Source organism: Rahnella sikkimica, from assembly GCF_002951615.1.
GTDB classification, from domain to species: Bacteria; Pseudomonadota; Gammaproteobacteria; order Enterobacterales; family Enterobacteriaceae; genus Rahnella; species Rahnella sikkimica.
The window spans coordinates 3,711,750-3,725,694 of record NZ_CP019062.1 but is presented as its reverse complement, the minus strand read 5'-3'; the positions used below and the strand labels follow the sequence as shown (position 1 = coordinate 3,725,694).

12 protein-coding genes and 1 pseudogene are annotated in these 13,945 nt (G+C 33.9%); 3 read left to right on the top strand and 10 right to left on the bottom strand.

Translation table 11 applies throughout. The features are described 5' to 3' along the window. Positions 1–56: 56 nt before the first annotated feature. The 4 genes from BV494_RS17190 to BV494_RS17165 all read right to left on the bottom strand — a co-directional run bounded on the left by BV494_RS17190 (position 57) and on the right by BV494_RS17165 (position 5,275). Positions 57–740 (bottom strand): MAE_28990/MAE_18760 family HEPN-like nuclease, encoded by a 684-nt coding sequence (locus BV494_RS17190; protein WP_192938022.1) that lies wholly within the window; start codon positions 738–740, stop codon positions 57–59. After that, the gene (locus BV494_RS17185) at positions 737–1,852 is read right to left on the bottom strand and encodes a DUF262 domain-containing protein (RefSeq protein WP_104923950.1); all 1,116 of its coding nucleotides are present in this window, start codon (positions 1,850–1,852) and stop codon (positions 737–739) included. The genes BV494_RS17190 and BV494_RS17185 overlap by 4 nt, the downstream gene beginning before the upstream one ends. A gap of 9 nt (positions 1,853–1,861) precedes the next feature. Beyond that, the gene (locus tag BV494_RS17180) at positions 1,862–3,115 is read right to left on the bottom strand and encodes a DNA methyltransferase (RefSeq protein ID WP_104923949.1); all 1,254 of its coding nucleotides are present in this window, start codon (positions 3,113–3,115) and stop codon (positions 1,862–1,864) included. 978 nt (positions 3,116–4,093) lie between these two features. Next, on the bottom strand, positions 4,094–5,275 hold the full coding sequence (locus BV494_RS17165) for a hypothetical protein (protein ID WP_104923946.1): 1,182 nt from the start codon (positions 5,273–5,275) through the stop codon (positions 4,094–4,096). Between the two features lie 279 nt (positions 5,276–5,554). On the opposite strand from BV494_RS17165, the gene BV494_RS17160 reads away from it, so the two are divergent. The 3 genes from BV494_RS17160 to BV494_RS17150 all read left to right on the top strand — a co-directional run bounded on the left by BV494_RS17160 (position 5,555) and on the right by BV494_RS17150 (position 7,922). Then, positions 5,555–5,992: a hypothetical protein gene (locus BV494_RS17160; protein ID WP_104923945.1), complete on the top strand. Its 438-nt coding sequence runs from the start codon at positions 5,555–5,557 to the stop codon at positions 5,990–5,992. Next, positions 5,961–7,370, top strand: a complete 1,410-nt coding sequence (locus BV494_RS17155; protein ID WP_104923944.1) for a relaxase/mobilization nuclease domain-containing protein — start codon at positions 5,961–5,963, stop codon at positions 7,368–7,370. The genes BV494_RS17160 and BV494_RS17155 overlap by 32 nt, the downstream gene beginning before the upstream one ends. A gap of 231 nt (positions 7,371–7,601) precedes the next feature. Beyond that, positions 7,602–7,922, top strand: a complete 321-nt coding sequence (locus BV494_RS17150; RefSeq protein ID WP_104923943.1) for a cell wall-binding protein — start codon at positions 7,602–7,604, stop codon at positions 7,920–7,922. A 52-nt stretch (positions 7,923–7,974) separates the two neighbouring features. Here BV494_RS17150 and BV494_RS17145 read toward each other — a convergent pair whose 3' ends face one another. The 6 genes and pseudogenes from BV494_RS17145 to BV494_RS17120 all read right to left on the bottom strand — a co-directional run bounded on the left by BV494_RS17145 (position 7,975) and on the right by BV494_RS17120 (position 13,850). After that, entirely contained in the window at positions 7,975–8,397 is a 423-nt protein-coding gene (locus tag BV494_RS17145; RefSeq protein WP_192938021.1) for a hypothetical protein, read from the bottom strand. A gap of 139 nt (positions 8,398–8,536) precedes the next feature. Beyond that, positions 8,537–8,923: a hypothetical protein gene (locus BV494_RS17140; protein WP_104923941.1), complete on the bottom strand. Its 387-nt coding sequence runs from the start codon at positions 8,921–8,923 to the stop codon at positions 8,537–8,539. A gap of 14 nt (positions 8,924–8,937) precedes the next feature. Further along, entirely contained in the window at positions 8,938–10,812 is a 1,875-nt protein-coding gene (locus BV494_RS17135; protein WP_104923940.1) for a DNA-binding protein, read from the bottom strand. Continuing rightward, the gene (locus tag BV494_RS17130) at positions 10,812–12,122 is read right to left on the bottom strand and encodes a tyrosine-type recombinase/integrase (RefSeq protein ID WP_104923939.1); all 1,311 of its coding nucleotides are present in this window, start codon (positions 12,120–12,122) and stop codon (positions 10,812–10,814) included. The genes BV494_RS17135 and BV494_RS17130 overlap by 1 nt, the downstream gene beginning before the upstream one ends. Continuing rightward, entirely contained in the window at positions 12,115–13,317 is a 1,203-nt protein-coding gene (locus BV494_RS17125) for a tyrosine-type recombinase/integrase (protein ID WP_104923938.1), read from the bottom strand. Before BV494_RS17125 ends, BV494_RS17130 begins: the two co-directional genes overlap by 8 nt. A gap of 326 nt (positions 13,318–13,643) precedes the next feature. Continuing rightward, positions 13,644–13,850, bottom strand: a pseudogene (locus BV494_RS17120) (helix-turn-helix transcriptional regulator). Between the last annotated feature and the right edge of the window lie 95 nt (positions 13,851–13,945).

Here is a 13,945-nt window from a genome sequence, read left to right as displayed (position 1 = left end):
AAACCAACCCCAATGAAATTAAAGGCAAATAAGTTATAAAAATTTATTTGCCTCTATTACTTAACAAGCATAAAATCCTTTTTCTGATAAGCGGAAAATAATACCTTAATTAACTCACCCATAATATTAATTGAACAATCGTAATATATTCTATATTCATCATATTCTATCTTAGTTTTATCGACACCATGTGATATGTCATTCCTTTTATTTTTCAATCTTGTTAATGGACCTATGACACTGTTTAAAGATGTGTGAGACAATCCAACTTGATATAACAACTTCTGAAGAACCTCTTTCCCAACATTACTTTCTGTATTAACATAACCATCCTCAATAAATATTTTCTCATCCATAACATTCGAAATACTCTCAAAAAACTCCTCATAACGACAAATGCGGTGTAAGTGAGAGTCGTCAGGCAAGGCTTTTTTAAAGATCCTGTTTTTTATATCAGGGTTGTTTATTTTTAATAAATCCGAATAATGAACTGCCGCAGCTAAGATAGGTTTTACTTGGCTACATTTCAGCCCCAACTTATTAATTCCATCAATATAGAGATTAAAAGAATATTTAACAAACCCCTCAACGTGAGCATACAATAAGCACACCACTGCTCTACGCATCATGTAAGCATTAATATCATCTGACTTCTCCATAATATTATTAAGAGAACGGATCTCCTCCTCTCTCCAACTTCGTTCTAACTCAACTTGAGCTAAAAAATCTTCAGGAATCATCTCAGAGCATCCTCGAAGTATTTGGAAGCAATTTCAATTCTACTTCTAAGTGGCCCAGGAGAATTTTTACCTCCACCTGTTGTTTGGATTTTGAAAGTTTCATCTTTTTTCAATAAAATTATGCTCTCTCTGATTTTATCTATAATTGAATCATCCGCTGCATCGATTTTATCGATGACAGACTGAATACCAATAGTAATGGACTCAAAGTGATAATTATTGAAATTTGATTGCAACCTATCGTCAGCACTAATTCGACCAAAAACTTTTTGACCATGTGCCTTGGAGAGCACCTCAAATACTTTTTTAAAATTATTCTCATTTTCAGTATAATCAAAAGCAGTGACACCAGACGAAACATTCTCCATATACTCAGTTAAAAAGTCACCTACATCATGCTTAAAGGCTTCTCTATTATTTCTAAAAGTAAAATATCTCAATACCAATTCTTGATCGAAAGCTCCAAATTTCTGGGACTCAGACAAGAGAGCGGTGCATTTTTTATAATGATCATCACCAGACAATTCGATGATGAAATCATTGAATTTCGGGTCCAACATTCTAATGGTACAATTTCTTACTTGCTGTTGTGTTAGTGCTTCCCCACCTGTATTAAGTCTTTTAAACATATGGTATTTGAATTTATTATCGCTACCTTTTCTCACAACTTCTACTCGAACAAAGGATCTTTTAAGTTTAATCTTTAATGCCAAAGGAAGATCATCATAGGTTAGACCATTAAGACTCTTAACAATATCACAATCAGAAAGAACAAGTTTTTGTCCCTTAGCTATTTCCATATGTTCAGCAGTAAGTTCCCCCCTTAGATGTAAATATGAGGAAAAACGTTGAAGGCCATCAATTAGTTGGTAAACTCCATTTTCTGTTTCAACTACATATATTGGAGGGACTGGCATTTCAAGTAACAAAGACTCTATAAACCTTGATCTTGCACCCTCACTCCACCTGAAAAGCCTCTGATAATCAGGACTTATATCAAGCTCACCATTTTCATACATATCCATCAATTCGTTAAAAGAGAGATCAAGACTTTGTGTATGAACTTTGTCCATTTCTGATTCTATTTCGACAAGAATATCTTCAGGATTCATTGTAAGCCTCTATTTTGATTGAAAAACAAGAACTGTCTCGTTAGCAGTCATTTTATCTCTGTACTTTTTTGCTTTATTATTTATATTAGCCATTGAAAATTTTGACATAAAATCCTGACGATGAATAAATATTAGGTCATTTGCTTCTGCTATTTCTGTAAAAATGGTAGCGAGATCACAATAAATTTCTTTATAATATGAGTCCTGAACCACACATACGAAATATCCGTGTTTTTTTATAACTCTTTTTATCTGTTCAAGAGAGTTTTTAATTTCAATAAAATATTGTGCGAAATTTTTATAGTAATACGATGATGAAGCATGGGAGTCATGTTCTAATATTTCTTGCAAGATACTGTTTGCAGTAGGACCTACATTATTTACTTTAAATTCATTTTTATCAATAGTTGTTCTACCTGTTAACTTCCTTCTTAGTTCATCTATAGCTTTCGGGAAATTACCGAGTAATACACCTAATTCTGGAGATGTAGCAATCCCATAGTCAATACGAGTGCAATATGGAGGGGAAGTAATAATTGCATCTATGCTATTATTCTCTAAGGGTAGATTAGTTGAAGATGCACAGTGAAAAATCTCAGTTCCAACCGTTGCAGCTTTATCAATGTAAGTTGAAGATAACTTACCATTAATAAAATCGAGTAAATCAGATTTTATTTTATTATTATTTACACTAACCTTTTCATCTTCTAATTTTGACTTTTTCACCCAAGTGGGATTTGAAGCTATAAACTTCCCTACATACTTTCTAACCAAGCTGAAAAGAGCTAAAAATATTAATGAATAAACAGTCGAGAGAGATATATCCTTGCACTTTTTTTGTAAAAATTTTGAGATATAACGAATATACGAAGCAGTATTGAAATCAAACCAGTGCAAAAGAAAATCTGATTTGTCTAATGTATGTTTTGGATAGCATTTTACCCGTAGACCCTTAACTATTTTTAGGGCAGAAAAAACATCATTGGCATCACAAAATTTTGACTTTGCGATAATATTCATAACAGGATTTAGATCAATGCCAATTACATTATAGCCAGCCAAAGCACAATTTAAAGTCGTAGTTCCAGAACCGTTCCAAGGATCAAGAATGGTTGCTTCCTTAGGTAATTCCAAAGACTTTAAAATTTCTCTAACAAAACTATCAGAAAACCCAGCATAATAATTATACCATTCGTCACCATTATTTTTATTGGTAAGCCGCTTAGGATTACTTATTGAAGGTGTGATTGATATATCTTCCATACCATACCTAATTAAACTAATGTGTTAGCCCATTTTACCATGATTAAATCAAGATAGCATCTTCATTGTAAGTAAAAATGCATAATGAAGATGTAATTTTATTATGAATGTATTTTTACAGAAATCCCCTATACTGTTGAAACCCACAGAGTAAATGTCCTACACGAAAAGGTACAAACATGATGAATGAAAAATTAATTAAACACTTTAAATACCTAATGCTTACTTATTTAATTTTGATTATCGTTTTGATATTCATACAACTGAAATGCAATAGCCCTTACACTCCACTGTTGCTACTATTACCGCCATTACCTGCAATTTTCTTCTTTTGGAAATATGTGCAAATGCAAGAAAAAGCTCAGAGGGATGTAATCAAGTCTTTAAATGATGGGATATTATACATCGTCAGCGGTATTATTGCTTTATTAGGACTATTAAAAACACTCCCTTATAATTCATTTGATATATTTGATGTTCTATTGAAAAATAACATTGGTTATATCCTCCTCTGCTTTTATTCCTTATTGGTTTTCATCAAGGCATACGTTGCAATATGTGAAACCAAACAAAACATAAACATCCTTAGGAAGAACTAGTCTTTTTTTTCGATTTATTATCAAAAACCATCAAGTTAGCTAATAATATTATTGGTAAAAGGAAAATAGAAAGCATTATGCCAAGAGTTAATGCTTTCTCTAAAGGATTTGCCATATCGAAGTGTGCAAGCGAAAAGTCCGATGAGTATATCAGATATATAATTGATGAAAAATTAAACAACATGTAAAAAAAATTAGAGCATTTAATTAGCCTCTTGGTATGAATATCGTTTTTCATATCACCCCCATAAATAAAAAGTTTTCACTAAACTAATAGCAATCTGGTATTTATTGTCAAGCTTTCTGTTAAAATAAGCCATCATGGTTTCAAATCATAGGGTGAGGTATAAATATCCAAATGAAATGACTCTTCTATTGATTATGAACTTTCTGAATCTTTAAGAAAATTAATAAACCCCTTCAAAAGATAATGGGCAGATTCATTTTCATTTTTTAAATAACAAGGAAACACTCTTGCAAAATTTAAATAACTATCCAGATGGCTTCGCTTCGGTTGAATTTCTCTAAAATCTATCTTATCCCATGTATTCACATCGTGCATAAAAAGCCCAAGTAAAAAAACAAATCTGTAAATATCAGAGTTGGTTATTTCACTTTTCCGAGAAAGGATAATGAAGAATACAGGGAAAAACACCAAATAAGGTGAAATATTAAAGAAAGAAGGATGCTCCTTTCCTTCATGAGCAATATCATTTCTTGCACGAGCCAGATCAAGAAAATACTTTTCAATTCTTCTACTTATAACATAAAAACATGGCTTTATTTTATTCTCATAAATGTCATATAAAAATTTTTCATTTTTTTCTGTATAATTATGAGTTTCTATTAGCTTCTTTATTTCTGAAAAAAATTTGCCAAAGGATTCTGGTATTGATTTATTTGAGTTATTATATTTTAATTTTGATAACACCTCGATACTAACCCTTGAATACAAAGATTTATCAAAAAAATCTTTTGCTGAATATAAGCCCCAACATTTGTTATATAACGTCAAAATTGAAAGAATACTTTCATCATGAGTTTTATCATAAAAAATATTGAAGTGAGAAAAGTCACCATCCCTTACTTTTAATCTGAAATTATTCAAAAACTCAGAGCGGAATTTATAATATTTATCTAGACTAAAGCTAAAATTAGTCATGCCATTAGACATTTGAATTTTATGTTCAAAATGAAGATTAGCTATAGGCTTAGATCTCTCAAATATTTTAAAACATTCGAATGTTTCATTGCCTACAAAACCACGAATATCCATTGAAGATGATGGCGATAGATAAAAATATGATGTTTTCAATGCTTCAATTGAAAATGCAATTGTAAGGTCAATGTTTTTATCATAATAACCCCCTGATTTAAACCCATCAATTTCGATGACACACCCATTATTTTCAAAAACCTCACCAGATAAGAGTTCCATACAAACCTCATCCTTAATAATATTTCTTATTGGTTTTATAACAACATGGCCAAAATATATATCGTCTTCACAAATAATAAAAGGCAAGCAATATATAACCCTCCTTCTTTGATCTCTTTGCATCACAAACTCCTCAGTTAATTATAGAATATATATTCTACTCTATTTAACAAAGACCTGTACAGTGAGATAAGCAAGGGCTAACTCTCCGAAGCTGCTGCTCTCGCTTCTAAGAGTTGCCTTGCTTTTTCTGCCCTTCGGTTGAAAAAGAGAATTCAAAATCGTCAGCGAAGCTATTGACAATCTTTTCATCCATTATATAAAAGTTATATATATGAAAACATAAGGAATATGTTTATCGTAATCAAATAGCTTTAATCATTACTATAAAATGGAGTTTATATGAATGAAATAAAAAATACATCGAAAATAGATCTGTCGCGATCTTCATGCAGGGGAGCGTTTAACTCAAAAAAAATGCCTACCGAAGCGTTAAGAAGCTATTGCGTTAGTGTAAGACTTAATGTTGAAGAACTGCAAATACTGGAAGTAAAACGAGGCTCTTATAAAAAAGGTGAATGGCTTCGCATGGCATCACTTCAAAAAATACCGCCCATCATACCTGCTATTAATTTAAATGCCTGGAAAGCTCTATCGGAAATATCACAAAAGCTAAATCGTATTGCTCTCCATATAGATAGTAAAAGCAAAGATAGCAAGCTTACCCATACAGAATTGTTCGCTGTTAATCGGCAATTAGCAGAGCTTCGCCAGAACCTTCTAAGCGCTGACATATGGAGCAACCCCGATGAAGGGAATGCAGAAGATCAGACGTGGTAAAAGCTTTGTTGGTGTTGTTCTCTATGCATTAAAACAAGCATCTCATCATAAACAAGTTCCCTCCGTGATCGGTGGCAATATGATGGGAAGCTTTGCAGAAGACCTAATCGCTGAATTCAATACAAGCAAACAGCTTCGCCCAGACATTGCCAAACCAGTTTGGCATAACTCGATTCGCTTACCCACCGGTGAATCGCTGTCAAAAGACAAATGGGTTATGTTCGCAGATGATTACATGAAGAGAATGGGATTCAGCGAAACTCACCTACGTTGCTATGTCCTTCACGACGATGAAGCAGGCCAGCACATACATATCATCGCAAGCCGCATAAATCTCAGTAGCGGTAAGCTTTACCTGGGTAGGAATGAGAACTTAGTTAGCACTCGTATCATTAGTGAACTTGAAATCGCTCACAATCTCACAGTCACAAGATCCGCAGCTTCCATAGAGTCAAAGCAAGCGAAGCGAAAGCTTTCACGCAGCGAAGAGATGCTTTCAGAACGGACTGGCCTTCCCTCCCCTAAGGAAGCTCTCCAACAGATCATTGATAAATGTTTGACGGATAAACCCAATATAGAAACTTTTATCAAAAGAATCGGAGAAGCTCAGATTTCCTGGACGGCGAACGTCTCAAAAACAGGAAAGATGAATGGATTTTCGTTCGAATATCAAAACATCGCATTTAAAGCCTCCCAGCTTGGAAAGATGTATTCATGGGCGAATCTTCAAAAGCTTCTCAACTACGAGCCTGAACGCGACAACTCGCTACTGTTGCATACCAGGCCAGTTGCTCCTGCTCCTGCTCCTGCTCCTGCTCCTGCTCCTGCTCCTGCTCCTGCTCCTGCTCCTGCTCCTGCTCCTGCTCCTGCTCCTGCTCCTGCTCCTGCTCCTGCTCCTGCTCCTGCTCCTGCTCCTGCTCCTGCTCCTGCTCCTGCTCCTGCTCCTGCTCCTGCTCCTGCTCCTGCTCCTGCTCCTGCTCCTGCTCCTGCTCCTGCTCCTGCTCCTGCTCCTGCTCCTGCTCCTGCTCCTGCTCCTGCTCCTGCTCCTGCTCCTGCTCCTGCAAGGATTTTGTCGTATAGACAGAAAGAAACACTAAGTATTTCTGAAAAAATTGCTTCTCTCGATTCAAAAATTGATGTTAAGGAGGATAAACGCAAACGCATAATCAAGGCCGTTTTCGATTTACAAAATTCACAAAGAAGTAAATCTGCAAACGTTACTCGTTTTAACTCATGGCTCTTATTGATTAACTTATTGAAAAAAATAGGTTTCTCTTTATTGTTTCCAGTCAGAAATTTTAAGAACATCTTCACTGTTCACCGCTTTCCCCCTCCTGTTCGTTCTCAGTTTACTGCAAATCTTAAACAACAAAGATAACAACCAATTTCATCGGCCTGAAAGCAACCATATCGAAAGCAGGGATTAATCCATTGATTTCACGAGATTGATTGATCGGTTTAACAGATCGATAATTTATTGTTGATAGGTTATAGCTATCACAAGTAAGCCATCGATCGGTACAAACGTTTTTACTTCAGATTGGTAAACATCGAAGATTCATCGAGATAAGTTTAAACGTGGTTAAAAAATATCTATGTGGAAAATAAAATGAAAAAATATACTTTTGTTGCAGCAGTCATAATTTCTTCTTTCCTGCTTGCAGGGTGCGATAGCGAGCCCTCAGAAAATGATATTTCAAATGCATTAAACAAGTCTATAGAGAGTGGGAATTCTGCAGTTCGAGCCATTAACCCAAATGCTCCGGAAGCAATGCTTAGAACGCTAAACTCTGTTAAGAAAATTGATTGTGCAAAAGAATCTGATAAAAGTTACAAATGCAATGCTGATATAAGTATTAACAATCAAAACAGAACTACCCCTGTTAGATTACTCAAAACTGACGATGGTTGGAAAGTGATCGGCAATTAATGATTAATTCCCTTAAAAAAGCTCCCTTCTGGGAGCTTTTTTTTCTAAATCATCACAACCTTGCTCTCTTTCTCGCACTTCCCTTATTTAGAATCCCTCTGCTTATCTCACGCTTTTCATACTGAGCTTTCAATTCAACGTATACTTGCTCTAATCTAATTTGATTCCCTTCGATGTAATCAACAAGTGCATTTAATTGGACAAAAATGACCTCTTTATTCTGTAATTTTTTAATGAAGTTACTTTTCATACATTTGAATACGCTGCAAAACATTTGCATAACATTATCAATATTACTAACAGAATCACTGTAAATAGCATGGGGTTGAAAATATTTCAAATGATATCCAACAAAGATCAGATATAAATTATATGTATATATTTCATCTTCTGGGTCATATGTGTCATTGATATATTTGTCGATGAGCATGATTAGCTGTTCTTCTCTTGTTAGAGAATCTATTTTATTATTCATAAATTGCATCCTTGCAATAGGTTTGTCTTCCTGACTTAATTAAATAATTATCAGCTTTAGCGCAATTGTCAATAGGTAAAAACTATCAATCCAAAAATAAATAACAAAAATATCATCATACTAACTCAATCATTATTATTTACTTTTGATTAAATGGTTGATTCAAGTTCTCAGGTGAAACACCATGCCTGTAAGCATTATACTGCCAACGTGTAAACTGTTCCTTATACCTTTTGTTTTGGCTTTTTAATGCATCGTTCTCAGCTTTAAGATTTAATATTTGCTGTGCAGCAATAGCTAAATTTGCTGGTTTCTTTAAATCAGACGCTTTCAAATTTAGTATATTCTTTTTAATTCTATACGCTTCAACAACTTCATTATGTGAACTTAGTGATTGCCTTGTTATGGTTCTGCTTAATTTCTTGTGTATTGACTCACACAATTTATCCCAAGTGATTTTTCCATCCCAAGTTTTTATAATGTTTGTTATCGCCTTTATCTCGTTATTACTCAAATGTTTTGCCATGTGAATTTCCTATTTTAATTATCTAATAGACTGTTTATCATGCTCAAATTAGCATCATGATGTTTGAGCCATTTGTCAGCACCATAGTCACCATTTTCAAATGCTACTTGAGTTAGTCTCTTGAACTCTATTATTCTATCTCTGATGATTAGAAGCCTATTCTTATCAGTTGGTTTTAGTTCTTTTAAGTGATTGTATGACTCAATATATTGATTTATTTTTTCACAAGGTAGAATTGCATAATCATGAATACAATAACCGCGTTCTGTTAAGTGTATTGCTCCATGCTGAAGATCATTTAAGTTCACAGCTAATCCTGCAGATGAGTTCGGCTCCTTATGGCAATAAGAATTTACATGGAAATCAATAGTTCCAACTTTTTCCACCATCTCTTCTTCTGAAACATGGTTATAAACACGGTTCTGATTTACATTGACTCTACCAGACCATTTTGAGATATCTAATTCCGACATTTCACCGTAATGAGCAATTGTGTTTAAAAGATGTCTTGGCTGGTGTGAACGAATGAGTAGTGGCTTTCCTTCCTCATCAAAGAAACCATATCGAGCAAAGATATTTTTATAACCATACTCGTGACTTTCTTTCCATTGCATATCAACGGAAAAGAATCCTTTAGTAGGTTTATACAGAGAATAGATATTCGTCATTCGTGACAAAACAAGCTGATTATCATTAAGTAAACATAATGCATTACTATATTTTATAGATTTTTCTTTATCAAACCATGGGAAATTTTGGCTAAATCCTGAACGAATCATTTTCCATAGTTCAGTCAATGTGTATGCGTAATCACTTGCATTAAGGAAGGTCTGATTGCCATCAAGACTCGTCCTTTTAACTTTCAATATACATGCTTTTTTGTCATGCAAAGGATATCCCAATGCATGGCAGACCTGCTCAACTGTTAATTTCTCTTTTTCATCGACCAATGGACACAGTTCATGTCGATAAAACTCGTCAGGGTGATCTTCGCACCATATAGCCAGTGACCTTGCATTTCGAGAGAGATGACGTAGCCTTCTGACAGCTTTCTTTGCAACTGGCACCATAACTTGTGGAATCCACTTTATATTAGGCCCATATCCCTTAACTGAATAAAATCTCAAAGCATATCTTTCAATTCCCTTGCTATCTTGCTGGATAATTTCACAATCAGCAGGTAAAGCTAAAATCTCAGAAATACGGCTTGGACAACAGAGGAGAAGCGCAAATACTGAACTTGTAAACATATCTCTTTGGCTCATTACATCATCATCTTTTGAAAAGATATCTGCAATAGCTAATAACGCAGACTCATTGGGCAATTTATCTTTTCTTTGATAGTCATCTATGACTGGAATATAATTATTTTTAACTTTTTGTTTTACCGAATTTTTCCAAGCTATATAGCCAGCTTTTACAAGATTATGTTCGTAAAGGAAATTGGATAATCTTTCAAGCTGTGTTCCACATTGTGCCAAAACATTACCCTTGAAATGTTTTCTTCCGATTTGCATTGCTTCATCAAAAATTATGGTTGTAACATTATAAATGAAACCATTACTACAAATCTGCAAAAGTGCTTGTTCAAGACACCTCAATGCCATCATCACAGATCCATAGCTCTTTAGCGGTTTTAGTGAGTGTTGATACTTAATGTATGCTTTAGCAAAATTAGCAAACTCGTCATGCATTGCATCTGCAGAACTGAATTTTTTACATCCCACGCCGATCTTCCGAAATGTCGTAACTCCTTTCCACACACAGTTATCCCAATCTTTAATTTGAGTAAATCCAATCAATTTATAATGGCAAAATTTTATGAAGTTATTATAATTATCCTCCACATTTATTGAATATTTAGATTTAAACAAAACGATATTATTCATTAACTGTTATCCTTAATATCTTCAAATGGGATAAAAAAAGCACATTGATCACAAGGATAATCTGAATTTTGCGCTTGACATATATTTTTCGAGAAAAACTTAAAAGCCAGGTCTTTTTTCGATTTCATCCCATACATAAAAATATCTGCTAAAAATGAAAGTTGCTTTGTAACAGCATTATCTATCCTTTCTGCACTATCGGCTAAGTTCTTAATATAAATCCCAACACTTGAAGTCGAAGAGTGGTCAAGCAATTCGGCAATGACGCTGGCATCATGACCATCCTGAGCCAGCAGTGTCGCTATCGTATGACGAAGTCTTCTTGGATTAATTTTTAGTAACAAACCTGTCCGGCTTGAAATTAAATTTTCAAATTTAACTATTCTAGTTAATGCAGCATGGGCTATTGAAGGCTTTGCATTTAAAACATCATTATTTGTTAGCTCAAATATATTTTTTGTTTTCTCTAACTTGCACAGACTTTGCTTGTTTAGAAATATAGGAATTTCTCCTTTAACCTTATCATCAAGAGACATGCCAAGAACTTTCTCAACAAGATCAACTGAATCATTGGCTTGCTTAACTATAATCGAAGCCAGGTGTGGGATTATAGCAATATCCCGATATTGTTGTTGTACATCTCGTTGTTTAACTCTTGGCATACTAATTAAGAATTCAGTTAATTCGCCACTTATATTCTTCTTTTTAATATCTTTATATTTTAACAGAACTAACTGCTGTGGCCTTCTTCCTGTCATGCTAATTAATAACGATATCGCATAATCTGATAATGATAATTCCCCTTTGCCATACGCATTAGTTATAGCTTTAATCAATGAATCAAGCTCATGTTTAGTTAGTGGTCCTTCATTCGGGTCGTCTTGCAAAACTGCCTGCCCAAATTTCTTTATTGTAAGATCGAAGTGTTTCAATAACTCAACTGCATTTTCATCAACTCCAGGATATCCAAACTCGAACCATTTAATAATAAATGGTCTTAAAACCCGTAAATTTGTAGGGTGGATATCTTTATATTGCATCACTGCCTTATCATTAATGATTTCTGGCTGTATGTTCTTAATGAAATGCACCATATGATTAATTATGGTTTTTACGTAAGAACGACTATTACTACAAGCATATTGCTGCAATGTATTTATGAATCCATTAAGCAAGTTTACATTCATAATCTCGATTAAATTGCTAATACTTATTTTACTGTTCTCATCTAAACCTAATACCCTCTGGACGATAATGGTTTTATCTTCATAAGATTCTATATTTTTATTTTTTTGCATAATATTATTCATTACACATTCCTTTAAATAGTGTCTTTTGAAGATCAATTGATGTCTTTTTCGAAATTTCGACAATATGCCTGCGATTATAGATTAATGAAGTGTCTGAGCCCGGTCTCCATCCCATTAGGTAAGAACGGATTTGCTGTTCCTTTTCATCTGAGATGCCCCCTATTTCATCTATTGCTTTCGAAAACTCATAGTTCCAAGTATGTCTAAGTTTATGACCTGTCAATCCATCTAAAAGTGAAGATGATTGTCGAACAACGCTGACTATTTTATGATAGGAGGAAAATGATAGAGGTTGTCCCTGGGTTCGGCCTTCCTTGTAAGTAACAAAAAGAAAATCGTTCTTTTTCGCGTTTTTAATTTTACGTCTATCATTTAAAATATAGTCTGAAATTTCCAGCATTAGTGTTGTATCAACAGTCAGCTTTCTCTCACAAGTTTTAACCAATGGCTGGTATACTCGTGGATCTGATCTATCATTAGGTCTTCTTCTTATAGAGATTGTTGATTCTGAAAAATTGATATCGCTAATCCTTAAATTCAAAAGCTCACCAACTCTAATGCCAAATGAGTGAAGCAACAGAAATATCAGATTATTCCTTTTTTGTACATTTATTGAAAATGGGTTTGAATTACTACTGGGTGCAAGCATGTTAAATAAGGAATCAAGTTGATTTTTATCTAAACTTTTTTCAATATTCATATTATATTTACTGTTGTTCCTTGGCTGTTTTCTTTTTATGTTTTTAATGAAAATCTGTATCTCTTTAATCTTATCTTTCTGGCTTGAAAGAGAAAGATGAATTTTGCATAACCATTCTAGATAGTTAGCAATTGTTGTCACTCTGAAATATCTAGTTGGAATTTTAACAGCAATATCTTTAAAACTGTTAGGTTTTGCTTTCTTGAAATTGATCGATGTATACTCTATCAAGTCATCGATTTCATTAGGAGTCAGAAATATCATCTTCTGAATTCTTTCGTCAATCTCAATGTTCTTATTGTCAAAAAAGCGATATAGCAATGAAATGTTGCCTGCTATCACTTTCATTGTTGATATTGACTCAGAACGATTCCTGACTTGTGTTGTTATATACAGATTAGGATAAAAAAGTGGTTCCCCTGTTTCTTTATCAACAACATGACAATATCTTTCACCATTTTCAAACATAAATGAATCCACGCAAATACTACACATATATTCCTCCTAAAGTTTACAAAAAGTATAGTTCTAATATATTAGTAATAGACGGTTTTTAAATTTACAAAAAAAATCAAAGAGAATATTCTTAAAATTATATGCAAATCAATATATAACGATTTAAAAAATTACAATTTATCATCTGGTAGATCTAGTATTGATTATGTACACCTAATACTTAGAAACGAGCATCAAACCTAAGTAGAATAAGATACACAATTTTTCCGTAAAGTTTTTTGTAAAGTTTAACCCTGTATTTATCATTCAAACTTTACATTTTCTGTAAATATTTTCATTTTCTCTATCCTTTAATAGAATTAATTTTAAGCAGCGTTTTTTCTTGTTTTATCTATTGCGGTTTTAATCCATTCATCGATTTCAAACTCTACGAATGCCACCGAGCGAATTTCTATCTTTATAGAACCAGGGAAGCACCCCTCACTGATCAGGCAATAGATCTAGGCTTTTCCGTAGCCAGTTCTCAAGAGGACTTCAGGAAGACGTATTAGACGAGTGCTTTGGTTGTTCATTTTGTGTTTCCCCGTTTTGTTTCGACAGGGTGACTTTAGGTTTGATTGGAAGAGAGAAATAGCGAGGATCAAAACAAGGGAACCACGCGAGTTCC

Bases quoted from the DNA above. Each gene is read 5' to 3' on its own strand.
- BV494_RS17190 (WP_192938022.1), bottom strand. From the start codon at position 740: ATGATTCCTGAAGATTTTTTAGCTCAAGTTGAGTTAGAACGAAGTTGG.
- BV494_RS17185 (WP_104923950.1), bottom strand. From the start codon at position 1,852: ATGAATCCTGAAGATATTCTTGTCGAAATAGAATCAGAAATGGACAAA.
- BV494_RS17180 (WP_104923949.1), bottom strand. From the start codon at position 3,115: ATGGAAGATATATCAATCACACCTTCAATAAGTAATCCTAAGCGGCTT.
- BV494_RS17165 (WP_104923946.1), bottom strand. From the start codon at position 5,275: ATGCAAAGAGATCAAAGAAGGAGGGTTATATATTGCTTGCCTTTTATT.
- BV494_RS17160 (WP_104923945.1), top strand. From the start codon at position 5,555: ATGAATGAAATAAAAAATACATCGAAAATAGATCTGTCGCGATCTTCA.
- BV494_RS17155 (WP_104923944.1), top strand. From the start codon at position 5,961: ATGAAGGGAATGCAGAAGATCAGACGTGGTAAAAGCTTTGTTGGTGTT.
- BV494_RS17150 (WP_104923943.1), top strand. From the start codon at position 7,602: ATGAAAAAATATACTTTTGTTGCAGCAGTCATAATTTCTTCTTTCCTG.
- BV494_RS17145 (WP_192938021.1), bottom strand. From the start codon at position 8,397: ATGAATAATAAAATAGATTCTCTAACAAGAGAAGAACAGCTAATCATG.
- BV494_RS17140 (WP_104923941.1), bottom strand. From the start codon at position 8,923: ATGGCAAAACATTTGAGTAATAACGAGATAAAGGCGATAACAAACATT.
- BV494_RS17135 (WP_104923940.1), bottom strand. From the start codon at position 10,812: ATGAATAATATCGTTTTGTTTAAATCTAAATATTCAATAAATGTGGAG.
- BV494_RS17130 (WP_104923939.1), bottom strand. From the start codon at position 12,122: ATGAATAATATTATGCAAAAAAATAAAAATATAGAATCTTATGAAGAT.
- BV494_RS17125 (WP_104923938.1), bottom strand. From the start codon at position 13,317: ATGTGTAGTATTTGCGTGGATTCATTTATGTTTGAAAATGGTGAAAGA.